The organism is Enterobacter sp. CC120223-11 (genome assembly GCF_900215375.1).
In the GTDB taxonomy this organism is placed as follows: domain Bacteria; phylum Pseudomonadota; class Gammaproteobacteria; order Enterobacterales; family Enterobacteriaceae; genus Scandinavium.
Window position 1 is genome coordinate 107,209 of record NZ_OBEF01000001.1, and the last position, 18,953, is coordinate 126,161.

At 57.1% G+C, this 18,953-nt stretch carries 18 protein-coding genes; 7 read left to right on the forward strand and 11 right to left on the reverse strand.

The window, feature by feature from the left end:
- Positions 1-2: 2 nt before the first annotated feature.
- The 5 genes from CRO87_RS00480 to CRO87_RS00500 form a co-directional block, all read right to left on the reverse strand.
- Positions 3-809: an ABC transporter permease gene (locus CRO87_RS00480; RefSeq protein WP_097160962.1), complete on the reverse strand. Its 807-nt coding sequence runs from the start codon at positions 807-809 to the stop codon at positions 3-5.
- Positions 799-1,740 carry an ABC transporter permease gene (locus tag CRO87_RS00485; protein ID WP_097160963.1) on the reverse strand — a complete coding sequence of 314 codons (942 nt, stop codon included), beginning with the start codon at positions 1,738-1,740 and terminating at the stop codon, positions 799-801. Before CRO87_RS00485 ends, CRO87_RS00480 begins: the two co-directional genes overlap by 11 nt.
- Position 1,741: 1 nt before the next feature.
- Positions 1,742-2,755, reverse strand: a complete 1,014-nt coding sequence (locus tag CRO87_RS00490; protein WP_097160964.1) for an ABC transporter ATP-binding protein — start codon at positions 2,753-2,755, stop codon at positions 1,742-1,744.
- A 16-nt stretch (positions 2,756-2,771) separates the two neighbouring features.
- A complete protein-coding gene (gene ydcS, locus CRO87_RS00495) occupies positions 2,772-3,917 on the reverse strand; it encodes a putative ABC transporter substrate-binding protein YdcS (protein ID WP_097160965.1) in 1,146 nt (381 codons plus the stop codon).
- 317 nt (positions 3,918-4,234) lie between these two features.
- Positions 4,235-5,650 carry a PLP-dependent aminotransferase family protein gene (locus CRO87_RS00500; protein WP_097160966.1) on the reverse strand — a complete coding sequence of 472 codons (1,416 nt, stop codon included), beginning with the start codon at positions 5,648-5,650 and terminating at the stop codon, positions 4,235-4,237.
- Between the two features lie 147 nt (positions 5,651-5,797).
- On the opposite strand from CRO87_RS00500, the gene CRO87_RS00505 reads away from it, so the two are divergent.
- The 3 genes from CRO87_RS00505 to CRO87_RS00515 are packed head-to-tail and all read left to right on the forward strand — an operon-like array spanning position 5,798 to position 8,327.
- Complete coding sequence (locus CRO87_RS00505; protein WP_097160967.1) at positions 5,798-7,192, forward strand: cytochrome ubiquinol oxidase subunit I; 1,395 nt, start codon at positions 5,798-5,800, stop codon at positions 7,190-7,192.
- Positions 7,192-8,202, forward strand: a complete 1,011-nt coding sequence (gene cydB / locus CRO87_RS00510; RefSeq protein WP_097160968.1) for a cytochrome d ubiquinol oxidase subunit II — start codon at positions 7,192-7,194, stop codon at positions 8,200-8,202. Before CRO87_RS00505 ends, cydB begins: the two co-directional genes overlap by 1 nt.
- Entirely contained in the window at positions 8,202-8,327 is a 126-nt protein-coding gene (locus tag CRO87_RS00515) for a DUF2474 domain-containing protein (protein WP_097160969.1), read from the forward strand. The genes cydB and CRO87_RS00515 overlap by 1 nt, the downstream gene beginning before the upstream one ends.
- Before the next feature lie 63 nt (positions 8,328-8,390).
- On the opposite strand, the gene CRO87_RS00520 is transcribed toward CRO87_RS00515, so the two are convergent.
- On the reverse strand, positions 8,391-9,449 hold the full coding sequence (locus CRO87_RS00520; RefSeq protein ID WP_097160970.1) for an SDR family oxidoreductase: 1,059 nt from the start codon (positions 9,447-9,449) through the stop codon (positions 8,391-8,393).
- A gap of 97 nt (positions 9,450-9,546) precedes the next feature.
- Here CRO87_RS00520 and CRO87_RS00525 point away from each other — a divergent pair, with 97 nt between their 5' ends.
- Positions 9,547-10,440: a LysR family transcriptional regulator gene (locus tag CRO87_RS00525; RefSeq protein ID WP_097160971.1), complete on the forward strand. Its 894-nt coding sequence runs from the start codon at positions 9,547-9,549 to the stop codon at positions 10,438-10,440.
- Position 10,441: 1 nt separating this feature from the next.
- On the opposite strand, the gene CRO87_RS00530 is transcribed toward CRO87_RS00525, so the two are convergent.
- Positions 10,442-12,406 (reverse strand): U32 family peptidase, encoded by a 1,965-nt coding sequence (locus tag CRO87_RS00530; RefSeq protein WP_097160972.1) that lies wholly within the window; start codon positions 12,404-12,406, stop codon positions 10,442-10,444.
- Here CRO87_RS00530 and CRO87_RS22435 point away from each other — a divergent pair.
- A complete protein-coding gene (locus tag CRO87_RS22435; RefSeq protein WP_141398649.1) occupies positions 12,386-12,607 on the forward strand; it encodes a hypothetical protein in 222 nt (73 codons plus the stop codon). The genes CRO87_RS00530 and CRO87_RS22435 overlap by 21 nt on opposite strands.
- 30 nt (positions 12,608-12,637) lie before the next feature.
- Here CRO87_RS22435 and CRO87_RS00535 read toward each other — a convergent pair whose 3' ends face one another.
- Positions 12,638-13,189 (reverse strand): helix-turn-helix domain-containing protein, encoded by a 552-nt coding sequence (locus CRO87_RS00535; RefSeq protein ID WP_097160973.1) that lies wholly within the window; start codon positions 13,187-13,189, stop codon positions 12,638-12,640.
- A gap of 90 nt (positions 13,190-13,279) precedes the next feature.
- Between CRO87_RS00535 and CRO87_RS00540 the strand changes: the two genes are divergently transcribed.
- Positions 13,280-14,440, forward strand: a complete 1,161-nt coding sequence (locus CRO87_RS00540; RefSeq protein ID WP_097160974.1) for a benzoate/H(+) symporter BenE family transporter — start codon at positions 13,280-13,282, stop codon at positions 14,438-14,440.
- On the opposite strand, the gene CRO87_RS00545 is transcribed toward CRO87_RS00540, so the two are convergent.
- Entirely contained in the window at positions 14,420-15,292 is an 873-nt protein-coding gene (locus CRO87_RS00545) for a helix-turn-helix domain-containing protein (protein WP_097160975.1), read from the reverse strand. The genes CRO87_RS00540 and CRO87_RS00545 overlap by 21 nt on opposite strands.
- Positions 15,293-15,478: 186 nt before the next feature.
- Between CRO87_RS00545 and CRO87_RS00550 the strand changes: the two genes are divergently transcribed.
- Positions 15,479-16,387 carry a DMT family transporter gene (locus CRO87_RS00550; protein ID WP_097160976.1) on the forward strand — a complete coding sequence of 303 codons (909 nt, stop codon included), beginning with the start codon at positions 15,479-15,481 and terminating at the stop codon, positions 16,385-16,387.
- 87 nt (positions 16,388-16,474) lie between these two features.
- On the opposite strand, the gene CRO87_RS00555 is transcribed toward CRO87_RS00550, so the two are convergent.
- Positions 16,475-17,143, reverse strand: coding sequence for a DUF3313 domain-containing protein (locus CRO87_RS00555; protein WP_097160977.1), 669 nt, complete (start codon positions 17,141-17,143; stop codon positions 16,475-16,477).
- 135 nt (positions 17,144-17,278) lie between these two features.
- A complete protein-coding gene (locus CRO87_RS00560) occupies positions 17,279-18,871 on the reverse strand; it encodes an ABC transporter substrate-binding protein (protein ID WP_097160978.1) in 1,593 nt (530 codons plus the stop codon).
- Positions 18,872-18,953: the final 82 nt, after the last annotated feature.

The following is an 18,953-nucleotide window of genomic DNA, read 5'->3' on the forward strand; positions in this document are numbered from 1 at the left end:
AATTATTTACCGCTTCCGGCGACCGTTTCGCCGTCGCGTGTCAGCCACCAGGCACCCAGAATCGGTATGGTTGTCACCAGCATCACCAGCAGCGCCACCACGTTGGTTACCGGCACATCGCGCGGGCGACCCAACTGGTTCAGCAGCCACAGCGGCAGCGTGCGCTCGTGGCCTGCGGTAAAGGTGGTGACGATGATTTCGTCAAACGACAGCGCGAACGCCAGCATCCCGCCCGCCAGCAGCGCGGAACCGAGGTTCGGCAGCACCACATAGCGGAAGGTCTGCCAGGTGCTGGCACCTAAATCCATCGACGCTTCCACCAGGCTCCAGGAGGTACGGCGGAAACGGGCAATAACGTTGTTGAAGACCACCACCACGCAGAAGGTTGCGTGCCCGACCACGATGGTGATGAAACCTGGTTCAAGGTTTACAGCCTTGAATGCGCTCAGCAGCGCGAGGCCGGAGATGATCCCCGGCAGCGCAATCGGCAACAGCAGCAGCAGCGAGATGGCGTTTTTGCCGAAAAACTCACTCCGCCACAGAGCCGCTGCAGCCAGCGTGCCAAGTACCAACGCGATAACCGTCGACAGCGCGGCTATTTGAAGTGACAACGTCACCGCATCCAGAATATCGCTGCGCCCCGCCGCCACGCTGAACCAGTGCAGCGTCAGGCCTTTCGGCGGAAAGCTGAACGCCGCGTCTTCCGTATTGAAAGCATAGATGGCGATGATGGCGAGCGGGAAATGCAGGAAGATTACCCCGCCCCAGGTCGCCAGTTTCAGGAACCACGGTGCTCTTTCAGAGTGCATCGAATGCTCCCAGACGTTTCACGAACGCCAAATAAAGTGCGATTAACACAATCGGTACTAAGGTGAACGCCGCTGCCATCGGCATGTTGCCAATCGCCCCCTGCTGCGAATACACCATCTGGCCGATAAAGTACCCCGGCGGGCCCACCAACTGCGGCACAATGAAGTCGCCGAGCGTCAGAGAGAAGGTGAAGATAGAACCCGCAGCAATGCCAGGAATCGCCAATGGCAGAACCACATAGCGGAACGTCTGGCGCGGATAAGCACCCAAATCTGCCGAAGCCTGCAACAGTGAAGGCGGGAGCCGTTCCAGCGCGGCCTGAACCGGCAGGATCATAAACGGCAGCCAGATGTAAACGAACAGCAGAAAGCGACCGAACCCGGAGGTGGAGAGCGTGTTGCCGCCCACTGCGGGAAGCAGCAGGAACTCGTTCAGCAGGCCTTCCAGCCCCATATGAGTCAAAAACCACTGCGCCACGCCATCTTTCGCCAGCAGCAGCGTCCAGGCGTAAGCCTTGACGATGTAGCTCGCCCACATCGGCAGCATCACCGCGATGTAAAAGAACGCTTTCCATTTGCCGCTGGTGTAGCGCGCCATGTACCACGCCATCGGGAACGCGAGGATCGCGCTGGCGATGGTCACGGCAATCGCCATCACCAACGTTCGCACGATGATGTCGTAGTTTGCCGGGTTGAACAGCGCTTTCAGGTTGGCGAGCGTCAGGTCCGGCGTCACCGACATGGTGAAGTCGTCAAAGGTGTAGAACCCTTGCCAAAGCAGCGTCAGCAGCGAGCCGAGATAGACCACGCCGAACCACATCAGCGGCCCGAGCAGCAGCAGGAACAGCGCCAGCGATGGCTTACGCCAGAACAGGCCAGAAAGGCGGTTGGCGCGTGATTGCTGAGGAAGCGGTGCGATACTCATGGCCATCTCACCTCCCTCCGTCCAGCGGCACCATCGCCTCCCGCGACCAGGACGCCAGCACGTTCTGGCCCGGCGTCGGGCCGTCCGGTACTGCGCCGCCGCTGAAATTCCCCTGACTCACCAGCAGCTTTTCTCCGCCGGGCAGACGAATTTCATAGCGTGTCGCCGCGCCCTGATACTGCACGGCCTGCACCACGCCGCTGACCTGAATTTCTCCGGCGGTATCCAGACGAATATGCTCCGGGCGCAAAGACCACTGGCCCGACATACCGCAGAGTTTTTCGGTCATACCGCTATCAAATACGTTCGACGTGCCGACAAAACCGGCCACGAACGGCGTGCGCGGGCGCAGATAAAGCTCCCGAGGCGTATCCACCTGTTCAATGCGGCCGTTGTTAAACACCGCCACGCGGTCAGACATCGACAGCGCCTCACCCTGATCGTGAGTCACGAAAATAAAGGTGATACCCAGATCCTGCTGCAGCTTTTTCAACTCGAACTGCATCTGCTCGCGCAGCTTGAGATCGAGCGCCCCGAGAGGCTCATCCAGCAGCAACACGCGCGGCTTGTTGACCAGTGCTCGTGCGATGGCCACGCGCTGACGCTGGCCGCCGGAAAGCTGAGACGGCTTGCGCGCCTGCACATGACTCAGGGCAACTTTTTCCAGCGCTTCCTGCGCCATCGCGTGCCGCTCTTTTTTGCCAATGCCCTTCACCATCAGCCCGTAGGCGACGTTATCGAGGATCGACATGTGCGGAAACAGCGCGTAGTCCTGGAAGACGGTATTGACGTCGCGCTGCCACGGCGGCAACTCGCTCGCTTCTTTACCGAAGATTTTGATTGCCCCGCCGGAGAGTTGTTCGAACCCGGCGATAAGCCGCAGGCAGGTGGTTTTGCCGGAGCCGGACGGCCCCAGCATGGAGAAAAACTCCCCGTCCTGGATGGCGATACTGACGCCATCCACCGCACGAACATCACCATACAGACGTGAGACATCCTGAAATTCTACTGCGTACGTCATGCTTCACTCCCGGGTGTTAACGACCACCCATGATGGCGATATAGTCCTGCGTCCAGCGGCTGTAAGGCACGTATTTCCCGCCTTCAGCGACAGGCGTTTTCCAGAAGGCAATTTTGTCGAAGAAGGTGTAGCCGTTGGTTTCACAGCCTTTCTCACCGAGCAGCGTGCTGGCTTTACAGCCTTCCGGCACCACTGGCAGCGAGCCGAACCAGGCGGAAACGTCGCCCTGCACCTTCGGCGTTAATGACCAGTTCATCCACTTATAAGCGCAAACCGGGTGTTTGGCTTCGGCGTGCAGCATGGTGGTGTCTGCCCAGCCGGTGACGCCCTCTTTCGGGAACACGGTCGCGACAGGCTGGTTGTCGGTCTTCAGGCCGTTCGCCTGATAAGGCCAGGAACTGGAGGCCACCACGCCTTCGTTTTTGAAGTCGCTCATCTGTACGGTGGCGTCGTGCCAGTAGCGGTGGATTAACGCGTGCTGATCGCGCAGCACTTTCAGCACCGCCGCGTACTGTTCTTCATTCAGCTGATACGGGTCGGTAATGCCCAGCTGCGGCTGCGTGGCTTTCACGAACAACGCCGCATCGGCAATGTAGATTGGACCGTCATAGGCCTGCACACGGCCCTTGTTGGATTTACCATCCGGCAGGGTTTGCTCGACGAACACCACTTTCCAGCTGTCTGGTGGCGTCGGGAAAGTTTTGGTGTTGTACATCAGCAGGTTCGGGCCCCACTGGTACGGCGTGCCGTAGACTTTACCGCCCACGTTGAACCACGCGCCTTTTTCCAGGCGAGGATCGAGGGTTTTCCAGTTCGGGATCAGCGCCGTGTTAATCGGCTGTACGCGTTTGCCCATAATCAGGCGTAAAGAGGCGTCTCCCGAGGCGGTGACGAGGTCATATCCGCCCTTTGCCATCAGGCTGACCATCTCATCAGAGGTGGCGGCGGTTTTTACGTTCACCGAACAACCGGTGTCTTTTTCAAACTGGGTGACCCAGTCGTAGTTTTTATCGGTCTGGCCGCGTTCCACGTAGCCCGGCCAGGCAATAATATCGAGGCGACCTTCTGCTTTGCCGAGCGTCGTTGGCGGCTCGGCGGCTTGTGCTGTCATGATAGTCAGACCCAGCGCGCACAGGCTGCTGCGGGCAAATTGCTTGCTCATAGTATGGTTACTCCTGTCGGAATTTATATGGCGGCAGCCGTGCCGTAAAAATATGTCCCCTGATAACTTTAGACGGCGTAATACGCGCGCACCTGCGCCTGGTGATAAATTTCACCAGGTTGTGACAAAGAGCGCATAACGCTGAAAATCCAGTGATATATCTGAACTAAACAGAGTATAGACAAGGTGTTAGGGCGGGACGCCTGATATGCATATTTCCTATGGGAGCGGCCAAAGAAATAACCCGCTTATTATCAGCTAAATAATAAGCGGGTTATTTTCAATTCGAGAAAAAGGTATTCAGAAAATAAGAATGGCTATTCGTTAATCATTTCACGAATTAATCTGCCGAGCGTTTTTACGCCCTGCTCTTCGCGATCGCTCCAGCCCCAGGCGGTGTTGAAGCGGAAGAACGAGGCCCAGCTGTCGGTGGTCGAAAACATTTTGCCCGGCGCGATGCTGATTTTATGCGCCAGCGCCCGTGCACCAAGCTCTCCGGCGTCAATCCCGGCGGGCAGCTCCAGCCACAAAAAGTAGCCGTTATCGCTGTGATGGATTTTCACCTCAGCCGGCAAATGACGCAGCAGCGCCTGCCACGCCTGATGCTTACGTTCCGCCAGCTGGCGTCGCAGCCTGCGCAAGTGGGCGTCGTAACGTTTGGTGCCGAGGTAATCGACCAGCGCCATCTGCATGGGCGAACTGGTGGAAAGCGTGCTCATCAATTGCAGATGCTGAATGCGCTGCGCGTGTTTGCCCGCGGCTACCCAGCCGATACGAAACCCCGGCACCAGACATTTTGAAAACGAGCTGCAGTGCAGCGTCATGTCATCGCGATCCCAGGCCTTGGCGGGCAGCGGTTTCTCACGGCCAAACCAGAGTTCGCTGTAAACGTCGTCCTCAATCAGCGTCACGTTGTGCGCGGTAAGCAGCCCGATAAGCTGTGCTTTTTTCTCCGGGCTCAGGGTAAAGCCGAGGGGGTTCTGGCTGTTGGTCATCAGCCAGCAGGCCTTCACCGGGTACTCTTTCAGCGCCAGTTCCAGCGCCGCCATATCAATGCCCTCTTTAATATCAGATGGCACCGCCAGCGCTTTCAGCTTCAGCCTCTCGAGCGCCTGAAGCGCGCCGTAGAAACAAGGGTTCTCAACAATCACCCAGTCGCCAGGTTCGGTCACGGCCTGAAGGCTCAGGTTCAGCGCCTCCAGGGCTCCGGCGGTGATCACAATCTCATCCGGGGAAATGTTCATCCCCTGCAAGGCATAGCGCCGGGCGATGGCGTGACGCAGCTCGGCGTTCCCCGGCGGTAAATTTTCAATCACGCTCATGGCGCTGGCGGTTTTGCTGACCTGCGCCAGCGAACGGTTGAGCTGCTGAAGCGGGAACAGTCGCGGGTCCGGAAACGCGGAGGCAAAAGGCAGCACCGCCGCATCGCGGCTCGCCTGCAGCACGCTGAAAATATAGGTATTGATATCCACGGCTTCGTCACGCATCACCTGCATGGGCGCGGCGGTCTTGAGAACCTTCACCGGACGTGGCGCGACATAGTAGCCCGACTGCGGCCGGGCGATAATCCGCCCCTGGCTTTCCAGCAGCTGATAGGCATGGCCGACCGTCATAAAACTCATCCCGCTGATGGTCACCTGCTCGCGCAGCGACGGCAGCCTGTCACCGGGTTGCCAGACACCCAGGGCAATCTGTTCGGTGATCTGCTGCGCCAGGCGCTGGTATTTTTTCATCGCTGCGTCCTTCGCTGAATATAACAGTTATATAAATTATCGTTTTTACTATAACTGTTATACGTAAATAAGTCCCGACTGTCTCTGCTACTCCCTCACGCCAATCCTTACCATGACTGCGATCACCGTTTTATGTCGAGGTTGTCCATGTTCGGTTTAGACGCATTCCACCTGGCGCGAATACAGTTCGCGTTCACCGTCTCTTTTCACATTATTTTCCCGGCCATCACCATCGGGCTTGCCAGCTATCTGGCGGTGCTTGAAGGGCTGTGGCTGAAAACCAAAAATCCTGTATGGCGCTCGCTGTGGGCGTTCTGGTCGAAAATTTTCGCCGTCAACTTTGGCATGGGCGTGGTATCGGGGCTGGTGATGGCCTACCAGTTCGGCACCAACTGGAGCGGCTTTTCGCAGTTTGCCGGCAGCATTACCGGCCCGCTGCTCACTTATGAGGTGCTGACGGCCTTCTTCCTTGAGGCGGGTTTCCTCGGCGTGATGCTGTTTGGCTGGAACAAAGTCGGACCGGGCCTGCACTTTTTTGCCACCTGCATGGTGGCGCTCGGCACGCTTATTTCTACCTTCTGGATCCTCGCCTCTAACAGTTGGATGCAAACGCCGCAGGGCCACGAAATCATTAATGGCGTGGTCGTGCCCGTCGACTGGTTCGCCGTGGTGTTTAATCCTTCATTCCCTTACCGGCTGGCGCATATGTCTGTGGCGGCGTTCCTCAGCAGCGCCTTGTTCGTTGGCGCGTCTGCGGCATGGCATCTGCTGCGCGGCAACAACACACCCGCCATTCGCGCGATGTTTTCTATGGCGCTGTGGATGACGCTGATCATCGCCCCGCTTCAGGCGCTGATTGGTGATATGCACGGCCTGAATACGCTGAAACATCAGCCCGCCAAAATCGCCGCCATTGAAGGCCATTGGGAGAACAAACCTGGCGAGCCGACGCCGCTGCTGATTTTCGGCTGGCCTGATATGGAACAGGAGCGCACACGCTATGGCTTAGAAATTCCGGCCCTCGGCAGCCTGATCCTGACGCACAGCCTGGATAAGCAGGTCCCGGCGCTGAAAGAGTTTGCGAAAGAAGACAGGCCAAACTCAACAATGGTGTTCTGGTCATTCCGCGTGATGGCCGGGCTCGGTGGCCTGATGCTGCTACTTGGCGTGCTTTCACTGTGGCTGCGTAAGGGGCAGCGATTGTATGCCAGTCGCCCTTTTCTTCGCTTCGCGCTGTGGATGGGGCCATCCGGACTGATTGCTATTCTGGCGGGCTGGATAACCACCGAAGTCGGCCGTCAGCCGTGGGTGGTTTACGGCTTGCAGCGCACAAAGGATGCCGTCTCTGCGCATGGTGATTTGCACATGAGCGTGAGTCTGCTGGCGTTCTTTATCGTCTATTCATCGGTCTTCGGCGTGGGGTACAGCTATATGATTCGCCTGATTCGCAAAGGCCCACAGGACTTTATTCCCGACCCACACGGCACGCCTGCTCGCCCGCTTTCGGCGGCCATCGACGCTAACCACCAGGAGGCTCGCTAATGGGTATCGACTTATCGGTTGTCTGGTTTGTGCTCATCGTTTTCGCCACCCTGATGTATATCGTGATGGACGGCTTTGATTTAGGCATCAGCATTCTTTTCCCCTTCGTGCGTGATGCCGAAGAGCGCGACGTGATGGTCAACAGCGTCGCCCCGGTGTGGGACGGCAATGAAACCTGGCTGGTGCTCGGCGGCGCGGGCCTGTTTGGCGCGTTTCCACTGGCTTATGCGGTCATTATTGATGCGCTGACCATTCCGCTGACGCTGATGCTGATCGGCCTGATTTTCCGCGGCGTGGCGTTCGAGTTTCGCTTTAATGCCACGCCTTCACACCGCCCGTTCTGGGATAAGGCGTTTCTCGGCGGCTCGCTGCTCGCGACATTCTGCCAGGGCGTGGTGGTGGGCGCAGTGTTGAACGGTTTCCCGGTCGTGAATCGCACGTTTGCCGGAGGTCCGTTCGACTGGCTGACGCCGTTCACGCTGTTCTGCGGGTTGGGTCTGGTGGTGGCTTACGCCCTGCTCGGTGCGACCTGGCTGGTGATGAAAAGCGAAAATCCGTTGCAGGCGACAATGCGCGGGGTTTCACGAGGCCTGCTGCTGGCAATGCTGGCAGTGATTGCAGTTATCAGCCTGTGGACGCCGCTTGCGCATCCGTCGATTGCCGAACGCTGGTTCAGCCTGCCGAATTTGTGGTATCTGCTGCCAGTGCCTGTTCTGACGCTCATGGTTGCCTTCGGGTTGTGGCGTTCGCTGAACAATCACGCCAGCCATACAGGCGCGTTTTTGCTGACGCTGGGCCTGATTTTCCTGGGCTTCAGTGGCCTTGGGATCAGCATCTGGCCGAACCTGATTCCACCTGATATCACGCTATGGCAGGCGGCCGCCCCGCCGCAGAGCCAGGGCTTTATGCTGATTGGCGCCCTGCTGATTGTGCCGATAATCCTGATTTATACCTTCTGGAGCTACTACGTGTTCCGTGGCAAAGTCCAAACTGGCGAGGGGTATCACTGATGCAACAACCGCTTTATAAACGGCTGCTCTGGCTGGTGATGTTATGGGGCGGCAGCGTGCTGGCGCTGGCGACGGTGAGCATGTTTTTCCGCCTGCTGATGAGCGCAGCTGGGTTCAAATCCTGAAAGCGTAGCAGGACAGGCAGTCTGTCGGGGTTATCCCCGACAGATGTCACCTCTGCGCCGCCATCACGGAATGATGCGCGCAGCCCTTAACTGGCTAAAGATATTAAAAAACATCTCATCCGTTGCCTGATAACCCGTAAAGCCTGCCCGGCGCAGCTCACTGCCATCGCCAAACATGTCGTAGTTCCAGCCAAACACAAAATCAGCAAACTGCCCGTCGTTTAGCCGTAAAATATCAGCCTCGACAAGCTGCTGTTGCGCCGCCAGCGCATGCCAGACATCGCGGTATTCGTTAAAAAGTGCCCGAAATGAGAGCCGCACCGGAGGCGCAGATTCCAGTTCAAACCACTGCGCGATCTGCGGCCACAGCTCGCTCCAGCGCCAGATATCCCCATTATTGACGTTAAACGATCTGTTTTTCGCGGCCTCTGCGGTCGCCGCCCAAAGCGTGGCGTCGGCAAGCAAACCGGCATCCGTATGATCGACAATGCTGTGCCAGGTTTCTGCCGAGCCGGGAAAGCGCAAAGGAAGACCCTGCGCCTTACAGAGTGAAGCGTAAATCGCAATCCCGAGCGCCAGGTTCATCATATTTCCCGCCACCGCGCTGCCCACCACGCCAGGACGCAGCGCATGCCAGTGCCAGGCTTTATTGCGCTGGAAATTGCTGAGCCATAACTGCTGAGCAGTATTGAATTCAGCGCCGGGGATAAACGGATCGCTTTCACGAGCGGGCGTTTTAAAAGGGCCAGGATGGGCACCGTAGACTTTATAGCCCTGCATCAGGCTGACCGTCTGCAACGGCGCGTTACGTTCGACGTTGCTCACCAGGTTTTGCAGCATCGTCAGGTTGGGTGCCACCATCTCGGCCCAGCTGGCGGCATTGAGCCATGCGCTGTAGAAGATATGGGTGACATTATTCAGGCTTTCCAGCGCCTCAGCACTCTGCCGGGCATCCAGCAAATCAACGACAACGTGCTTTATGTTGTCCTTTTGCGAGGGGATCTGACGCGACAGGCTGATTACCTGCCAGTCATGCTGTAAAAGCGTTTTGACTAACTGGCTGCCTACAATGCCGCTGGCCCCGGCAACCAACGCCACGCCTGAGCGATCGAATGAAGTCATGGTGTTTCTCCTGTGAAGGGTTCATCAGGAGTGTGTGCTACTCTTTTACCGATAAATAGCCCGCTTTTTTGATGGCACCTATCAGAAAAAAACGTAAATGAATAATAAGCTCACAGCCATTCGCACCTTTCTCCACGTCGCCAGCGCAGGATCGTTTTCTGCCGCTGCGCGCCAGTCCGGGATGAAACAATCTGCCGTCAGCCAGCAAATTGCTGCGCTCGAAGCCGAGCTCGGCGCGGTGCTTTTCTACCGGACAACGCGCGTGATGACCCTGACGACGCAAGGCGAGCAATATCGCCAGCAGATCCAGCCGTTGCTTAACGCCATGCAGGAAGTCGAAGATCGGCTGCAACCGGAGCAGCATGCATTTCAGGGGAAAGTTAGCATCCAGCTTCCCGGCGGGATTGGACGCTTCTTTTTGCCGCATTTGCTGGCATTACAGGCGGCTAACCCTGAACTGCATCTGACAATTTCGCTGGAGGATCGAATCTCAGACCTGGTGAGAGAAGGCGTGGATGTCGCCCTGCGGCTCAGCGCAGAACCACCTGATGCTTTTGCGGCGAGGGTGCTGGCCAGGGTTGAAACACCGCTGTTTGCCGCGTCGGGTATTGCCCCGGTGATGAGTCTGGAAGAGCTGAGCGAGAGGCCTTTCGTGCGGTTCAGCGGCATCGGCATGGCTGCGCCGCTGCGGCTGGTTACAGATGCGGATAGCGTTGAACTGACCGTGAATACTGTATTCCGTGCGAGTTCAAGCGAGGCGCTTCTGCTGGCGATTGAGGCGGGTATTGGCGTCGGAGGGTTACAGTTACCGCTTGCGGCAAAGGCACTGCAACAGAAAACAATCGTTCAGATTTTACCGGCCTGGCGCCTGCCCGATCGCTTTCTGTATGCCATTTTTCCTGATGCGCGCTTTATTCCACCGCGCGTTCGCCGGGTTGTTGAGGTCATTGAGTCTCAACTTCCCGGACTGACAGGTATTTTCCCGGTGTGAGTTAAGCGCCCTTGCGTTTCGGCAAAGTCTTCATCAGATCGTCCGGGCTCACGGAGGCCACAATACTGCCTGCGTGAGGCATTTTCAGAATGTGGTTTTTGATTTTTCCCACCACGTGCATTTCGCACGGACGGCAGTCAAACTTCAGCGTCAGCACTTCGTCGCCGTGCATCAGCTGCATGGGCGTTGCTTTCCAGCTCTTGATGTTGCCTTTCGCCTGTTTCGGACACAGATTGAAAGCAAAGCGCAGGCAGTGTTTGGTGATCATCACCGGCACGTCGCCCTTCTCTTCGTGCGCTTCATAGGCCGCGTCGATCAGCTGCACGCCATAGCGATGGTAAAACTCACGCGCTTTATGGTTGTAGACGTTGGTTAAAAACGTCAGGTGCGTTTCCGGGTAGACCGGCGCTGGCGTGGAAACCGGTTTGCGGCTGCCGCGCTCGTATGCCGCCAGGCGCGCTTCGTCGAGCATTTCAACCGTTTCACGGCGCAGCTGGTTCAGCAGGCTGTTTGGCACAAACAGCGCACCCGGCAGATTCACCTGTACGTCACGCGGGTAGTAAATGGTCTGGCCGAGCTTCGCCACGCCATCCTTAAGGTTGCTCAACGCTTTTTCGGCGTTGGACGCTTCTTCAAAATCGCCGTCGAGGGTGTGCGTGACGCTGACGCCCTCTTCGCTGGTCATCGTCAGAATCAGTTGCTCCTGCCAGCCGCCGATCTCGATATCCACCGCAACACGGCGTTCGCTGGAGGTTTTGGTCAGCGCCTGGGACCAGTTGTGATCGAGGTTGCGGTTCAGCGCGGTGTGTGGACGCACCTTATGCAGATCTGCAGGCATTTCATTCGGCCATACGCGATAGCGATTTTCAGCGGTTTTCTCTACCGTATTGGCGCGGAAGCCAACTACTTCGCGTTTGATCAACACGTTCAAACCATCGCCGTTCGCCAGCGGCTCAGTCACTTCAACGTCGAGGTGATCTTTGCTGACCTTCAGCACTTCACCCACCGGCAGGCCGATAAATTTCGGGGAGTCGAATGCGCCAATGTCGCCTTTACGGGCATTCACGAAGTAATCTGTGCTGCCGCGGTGGAAGGTTTTATCGGTGGATGGCACGAAGAAGTGTTCGGTGCGGCCGTGTGAAGAGCGCGCCAGATCGCCGCGATCTTCGATAATTTTGTCGAGCATCTGACGATAGTGAGCGGTGATGTTTTTCACGTAGCTCATGTCTTTGTAGCGCCCTTCAATCTTGAAGGAGCGCACGCCCGCGTCGATCAGTTGCCCAAGGTTGGCGGTCTGATCGTTGTCTTTCATCGACAGCAGGTGTTTTTCATACGCCACCACGCGGCCCTGATCGTCTTTCAGGGTGTACGGCAGGCGGCAGGCCTGAGAGCAGTCGCCGCGGTTGGCGCTGCGCCCGGTCTGAGCGTGGGAGATATAACATTGGCCTGAGTACGCCACGCACAGTGCGCCGTGAATAAAGAATTCAATGGTGGCGTCGGTGTTCTCGTGAATCGCTTTGATCTGCTGCAAATCCAGCTCGCGCGCCAGTACGATCTGGCTGAAACCTACATCGGAGAGGAACTTTGCCTTCTCAACGCTGCGGATATCGCACTGGGTGCTGGCATGCAGCTCAATAGGCGGCAGATCCAGCTGCATAATCCCCATGTCCTGCACGATCAGCGCATCCACGCCGGTTTGGTACAGGTCGGTAATCAGCTTTTGCGCCGGTTCCAGCTCATCATCGTGAAGAATGGTGTTGATGGTCACAAACACCTTTGCGCCGTAGCGATGGGCAAACGGCACCAGTCCGGCGATATCGCTCAGGCTGTTACTGGCGTTATGACGGGCACCAAAGCCAGGGCCGCCGATATACACGGCATCGGCACCGTGAAGAATCGCTTCGCGGGCAATGCCGACGTCACGGGCCGGGCTCAGGAGTTCAAGATGATGGTTTTGCAGGCGCATCGTTATTATCCGTTGGATCAAAATGGCGGCTATTGTAGTCAGAACTGGCGCGGGGTGAAATCATTTTCCGTGCCGTGCAGGCAGGCATTTTCTGCATTCCGGCAAAGCATTGAAGAAATTGCTATTTCACGACGAAGCGGCACGGCATTACAGTGGCTGCGTATTCCGGATTTTTCCTCGTCGCGTTATGAATTTTTATGAAGTTTTATAAAGTCGTCGTTTTGCCGCAGCTCAGCCTGCGGCTTTTTCTTTTTTATTCTGCGGGTAATGGATCAGCGAGTGGAACAGCACCGTCCGATCGGTACTGTTGCGATAGGCGTGCGGCTTGTCGCCCGCGAATCTTAGCCCTTCCCCTTCTGACACCGGCTGCCACTGCCCGTCAATGCACATATCAAGCGTACCGTTGATGGCGACAACATGTTCAATCACCCCGTCCTCATGCGGCGTGGACTCACTTACCGCGCCCGGTGCGAGGGTTATCGCAAAGTGATCGTAGTGCAATACCGGGTCCCAGGGAAATACTGGCGTCACCACCATCGCCTGCTGCTGCGGATCGTAAGCCGTCTCTTCGCCTTCTGGCGGCGTGATAAATAGCGAAAACGGCACGTTCAGCCCGGTGGCGATTTTCCACAGAGTGGCGATCGTCGGGCTGGATTCGTGGCGCTCAATCTGCCCGAGCATCGCTTTGGAGACGCCCGTCTCCTCTGCAAGCTTCGACAGGCTCCATTCGCGCTGCTGGCGAAGGGTTTTCAGGGTGGTGGCCAGATGGTGGGCAATATTCATAGCGACTCCTTTTTTGCCGCAGTTTAGCACTTGTGCGCTATAACGCCCAATGCTACATTCCACGGACGTTATAACGCACAAGAGGATTTTATGCGCGCACTTCCTTTCTCCACGCTGCTCGCCGGATTCGTTGCCGTACTGGTCGGTTATGCCAGTTCCGCCGCTATTATCTGGCAGGCCGCTGCCGCTGCGGGGGCAGACGCACAGACTATCGCGGGCTGGATGACGGCGCTGGGTCTGGCAATGGGTGCCAGCACGCTGGTGCTGACGCTGTGGCGCAAAGTACCCGTTCTGACCGCCTGGTCTACGCCGGGCGCGGCGCTGCTGGTGACGGGCCTGCAGGGCGTGACGCTGAATCAGGCAGTCGGTATTTTTATTTTTGCCAACGCGCTGATTGTGCTGTGTGGCGTCACAGGCCTCTTCGCCCGACTGATGAAAATTATCCCGCATTCGCTGGCGGCGGCAATGCTCGCGGGGATCCTGCTGCGCTTTGGCTTACAGGCGTTCAGCAGCCTGCAAAATGAGGGGCTGCTGTGCGGGGCCATGCTCGCGTCCTGGCTGGCGCTGAAGGCGATTGCACCGCGCTACGCGGTGGTGGCGGCGCTGATCGCAGGCTGTCTGGTTGCTATTTTTAGCGGCGGGTTACAACCTGATGCGCTGCACCTGGAGTTTGTGATGCCGCGCTACGTGGCTCCGGCGTTTGATTTTTCACTGCTGCTTAGCGTCGGCGTGCCCTTTTTCCTCGTCACCATGGCCTCGCAAAACGCGCCCGGCGTCGCCACAATGAAGGCCTCAGGCTACTCAGCGCCGGTGTCGATGCTGATGGTGGTGACGGGTGGCATTGCGTTGGCATTTTCCCCGTTCGGCGTCTTCTCGATTTGTATTGCGGCGATCACCGCCGCGATTTGTCAGAGTCCGGAGGCTCATTCCGATCCTGCGCAGCGCTGGAAAGCGGCCGCGGCGGCTGGCGTGTTCTATCTGCTGGCGGGAATATTCGGCGGGTCAATCACGTCGCTGATGGCGGCTTTGCCTGTGGCAGGAATACAGATGCTCGCCGGACTCGCCCTGCTCGGCACCATCAGCGGCAGCCTGGTACAGGCGCTAGCAAAAGAGAACGAACGTGACGCAGCGATTGTCACTTTCCTGCTGACCGCCAGCGGCGTGACGCTGTTCGGCATCGGGTCTGCTTTTTGGGGGCTTGTTGCCGGGGGCGTATGCTTTAGCGTGCTGTCACTGGCCCGACGCGCGTAGCTGCGACGGCGTCATGCCCAGTGCGCTTTTAAAGCGGTTGCTGAAGTGGCTGGCGGAGCTGAATCCACAGGCAAGGGCTATCTCGGTCAGCGGTAAAGCGGTGTTACGCACCAGATCCTGCGCCCTTGCCATCCGGCGCTGCATCACGTACTGATGCGGCGCCATATTCATCGACAGGCTGAACATGCGGGCAAAATGGTACTCGCTGAGGTTCGCTTCCTGCGCCAGATCGGCAAGCGTCAGCGAGTCGGCAAGCCGCGCTTCAATCAGCGCCAGCACGTTTCGTAACGCAGACGGTGCCAGCCCGCCGGTCACTTTCGGCAGCCGCCACTGAACGTTGGTGTAGTGCTGAATCAGATGCGTTAACAGCAAGGTGGTGGCCGAACTCAGCGCCAGGTGGTTGGCCTGCTGCTGCCAGTCGCAATCGAGCAGAAAATGGCGGTACAGCGCGGTGATTTTGTCATCGCGGGCGAAGGTTTTTTCGTCCAGGCGGAACGATGCCGGACTTTTATCCCAGATTTTCTCGCCGGTGGCACGCAGATGCTCATCGGTGCAGTAAAGGTGCACAAACGAAAGATCGTCGCGAATATCCCAGCTCGATTCACTCTCTTTTGGCATCAGGCAGAATCGGTCCGGCCCGCCGCCGTTTTTCCAGCCGAGCGGCGTTTTGTGGTAGCTCTCATAGCCGTCCGCCACGTACAGGCTCAGCGTGTGGTGATCGCTCTGCACCGTCACGGTATCGTTCTGATTAAACCAGGCCGCCAGCTGAATGCCGGAGTTCAGCGCCACCGTATCCCGCAGGATGGCGTTTTGCTGGCGCAGGGTTTTAAAAGTACCGTACTGTTCAGGCATGGGGTTCGCTGTGGCGGTGAGTCAGAGCCACAGTCTATGAAGAGTCGCCCCTGCATACCAGTCTTCTGTGTGCCCGAACGCAAAAAAATGCGCAAGAATATGCAACTCTCCGGCAACCTTCTGCAAGATGCCGTCTTCAGTCTCTGCCAGACTTCGCGCATTAAAGACTGAAGTGAGACAACAACAATGAACGTACTGCTCTATTTTCTGGTCGTGGTTATCTGGGGCACCACGTGGATTGCCATTTTCCTGCAGCAGGGCTCCGTGCCCGCGCCTGTGTCCATTTTCTGGCGCTTTGCGGTGGCGAGTATCACCCTGATGGTGGTGCTCAAACTGATGGGTCGCCTGCGTAAATTAGCGCTGCGTGACCACCTGTTTTGCATCATTCAGGGTTGCTGCGTGTTCTGCTTCAACTTCTGGTGCTTTTACAGCGCCGCAAAGTGGATCAATACGGGGCTGGAGTCGGTGATTTTCTCTATGGCGGTGCTGTTTAACGCCATCAACAGCTTCCTGTTTTATCGCCAGCAGCCGCCGGGCCGCTTTTACCTCGCCGCCCTGCTCGGCCTGACCGGCATCGTGACGCTGTTCTGGGATGATTTGCAGGCCAGCGGCATGAGCACCGAACTGCTGATGGGGATTGGTCTTAGCGCGCTTGGCACCTACGGCTTCTCGCTCGGTAATATGCTGAGTATTCGCCACCAGCGCCGCGGCCTGGAAACGCTGACCACTAACGGCTGGGCGATGCTCTACGGCACGCTGGTGATGGGCGTGATTGCCCTGATTCGCGGCGATAACTTTACGCCAGAATTTACCTTCAGCTATATGGGCGCACTGCTCTATCTGGCGCTGTTCGGCTCGGTGATTGCCTTCGGCGCTTACTTCACCCTGGTCGGGCGAATCGGGCCTGCCAATGCGGCTTACAGCACCTTGCTGTTCCCGCTCGTCGCGCTGACCATTTCCACCTTCTATGAGGGCTATGTCTGGCACGCCAATGCAGTGTTCGGCCTGGCGCTGATTTTGGTAGGGAATCTGGTGATGTTTGCCAAGCCTGAGACCTGGCTGAAACGCCGCGCATTAAGCAAAAGCGCGGCATAAATCAGGAAGCTTGCCCGGTGGCGCTAATGCTTACCGGGCCTACGGTGATTGTAGGCCTGTGCAAACGGAGTGCCGCCAGGCATGTTTTTACTTCTGAGTCGGGTCAAACTTCACGGCATCGACCGCCATCTCATCAATGACTTTTTTCAGGGTTTCAGCGGTTAACGGGGTATTTTCGTTAGCCAGGTCCTGGCCCTGGCTCTTACGCACCACTTTCACCACGGGCTTATTGGTTTTGGCATCAATCAGCTCAGCTTCGAAGAACAGGCTGGTTTCCATCGTGCGGTGCCCTGTCGCCACTTCGGTAGCCGCTGCCACCATCGCGATCGGCAGGATCTCGTAGAACTGCATCCCTTCTTTGCTGGTGTTCACCCCGGTAATTGCCCCCCGGAAAATCAGGCTGCGCGGGCCTGCGGTGGCGACAAGAGGTTTACGTTCCCCTATCGCTTGTTTCAGCTGCTGGTTGGTGTAGTTACGGATTTGATCCAGAGCCTGCTGCCCCACCTGAGTATCAGGCTTAGGCACCGGGTAATAAACGATCGGGTTGTAAACAACGTTGTCGTAATTGGCTGGATTGTAATGCGGATCTATCCAGCGCAATTCCGGCTTACCTGAAGCGGATTGCGCCTCATGAAGATCGGAATATTTCTTCAGGAATCCGGAATACTGCTCGGGTTGCGCGAGTTTTGAAGCACAGCCTGATATGGCAAGCGTGGCGGCAAATGCGGCCACTTTAAAATACGTTTTGCTACGCATAAGTAAGTCCCTGTAAATGCAAAAATGCGCGGAGGTTATATCAAAAGACACTGCAGTTTGTGTGGGAAAAAGAGCGGCGAGGTAAATATTAGGAATTTAACTATCACCCGCCGTGACGACGGGTGAAGCGGGCTTTTACTTCATGTCGACTTGCCAGAACAGATGCTTGCCGAACGGGTCAATTTCGTAGCCGGTGACGTTTTTGCGAACCGGTTCAAAAATGGTGGAGTGAGCAATCATCACCGCAGGCATCTGGTCGTGCATCATCTGCTGCGCCTGCTTGTACAGTTCGGTACGTTTCTGTTGATCGGTTATCGATTTCGCTTCAGCAATCAACTTATCGAACGGCGCGTAGCACCACTTCGCCGAGTTGGAACCGCCCTGTGCCGACTGGCAGGTAAACAGCGGGCCGAAGAAGTTATCCGGATCGCCCGTCGCGGTTGTCCAGCCCATCAGCGCCGCCTGGTGTTCACCGTCCTTCACCCGCTTCAGATACTCGCCCCATTCATAGGTGGTAATGGTGGTTTTGACGCCAATTTTCGCCCAGTCCGCCTGGATCATCTCCGCCATGCGTTTAGCATTTGGGTTGTACGGACGCTGAACCGGCATAGCCCACAGGTCCACGCTGAGGCCGTCAGCAAAGCCCGCTTCTTTCAGCAATGCTTTGGCCTTTTCAGGATCGAAATCGTAATCCTTCAGTTCGCTGTCTGCGCTCCACACACCCGGCGGCAGCAGGTTTTTCGCCGCAGTGCCCGTGCCCTGGAAAACCGCTTCGATGATGGCTGGTTTGTTGATGGCCATCGCCAGCGCCTGGCGCACCTTCACGTTATCAAACGGCGGCTTTTGCGTGTTGAACGACAGGAAGCCGGTGTTCAGCCCCGCCTTGCTCATCAGGTTGATGTCTTTGTTAGCCTTCATTCTCGGCAGATCGGCCGGGTTGGGGAACGGCATCACCTGGCACTCGTTTTTCTCAAGCTTTGCGTAGCGCACGGAGGCGTCTGGCGTGATGCTGAACACCAGTCGGTCGATTTTCGATTTGCCCATCCAGTAGTCCGGGTTGGCGGTATACAGAATGCGCGAGTCTTTTTGATACTGCGCAAGCTTAAACGGCCCGGTGCCGATCGGATCCATATCGACCCGCTCCGGCGTGCCCGCCTTCAGCATGGCATCCGCGTATTCTGCGGAAAGTATCGAAGCAAAATACCAGCCCAGGTCTGCCACGAAAGGCGCTTCCGGGTGCGCCAGCGTGAAGCGCACGGTGTGGTCATCCACTTTATCAATGGCCGTGATCAGCTTGCCAAATTCCAGACTTTCAAAGTTGGCATAGCTGCCGCCGGAGACTTTGTGATACGGGTTGTTCTCATCCTTCTGGCGCATGAACGAGAAGATCACGTCGTCGGCGTTAAAATCACGAGTGGGTTTGAAATATTTATTGCTCTGGAACTTCACTCCGGGCCGGAGATGGAAGGTATAAACCTTGCCGTCTTCACTCACGTCCCAGCTTTCTGCGAGGCTCGGCACCAGTTCCGTGGTGCCCGGTTTGAAATCAACCAGACGGTTGTATACCGGCACGGCGCTGGCATCCACGCTGGTGCCAGAGGTGTACAACTGCGGGTTAAAGTTCTCCGGCGATCCTTCCGAACAGTACACCAGCGTTTTCGCCGCCACGGTGGAACTTACCGTCAGGGCGAGCATGGCCAGCGTCAGCGTTGTCAGTTTGCAATTCATGTCCATTTCCTGTTCTTATTGGTTTAGCCTTCCATTGATAACATCAAAAACATTCTGCAAACACCTGAAAACATGAATAAAG